Origin of the sequence: Frankia sp. Mgl5, from assembly GCF_023242985.1 — a bacterium.
Lineage (GTDB): Bacteria > Actinomycetota > Actinomycetes > Frankiales > Frankiaceae > Parafrankia > Parafrankia soli.
The window spans coordinates 1-244 of the sequence record NZ_JALKFY010000295.1; the positions used below are offsets into that span (position 1 = coordinate 1).

Here is a 244-nt window from a genome sequence, read left to right on the forward strand (position 1 = left end):
GATTTATGGCCCGCAGCAAAATCGGAGCAGTTTAATAACTTTCAACCTGGCTGACATCCATCCTCATGATGTAGCAACAGTGCTTGACAGCCATGGAATCGCCGTACGCGCTGGCCATCACTGCGCACAGCCGTTGATGCGCTGGTTTAAAGTTACGGCGACGGCACGGGCAAGCTTCTACCTTTACAACACCGAGGAGGACGTAGAGGCCCTTGTAGCCGGGTTGAAAAAGACGAAGGAGTAT

General features: G+C 52.5%; 1 protein-coding gene. It reads left to right on the forward strand.

Going from position 1 to position 244, the window contains the following annotated elements:
* A partial coding sequence (locus MXD62_RS09400; RefSeq protein ID WP_248828974.1) for an aminotransferase class V-fold PLP-dependent enzyme occupies positions 1-244 on the forward strand: 244 nt, incomplete at both ends.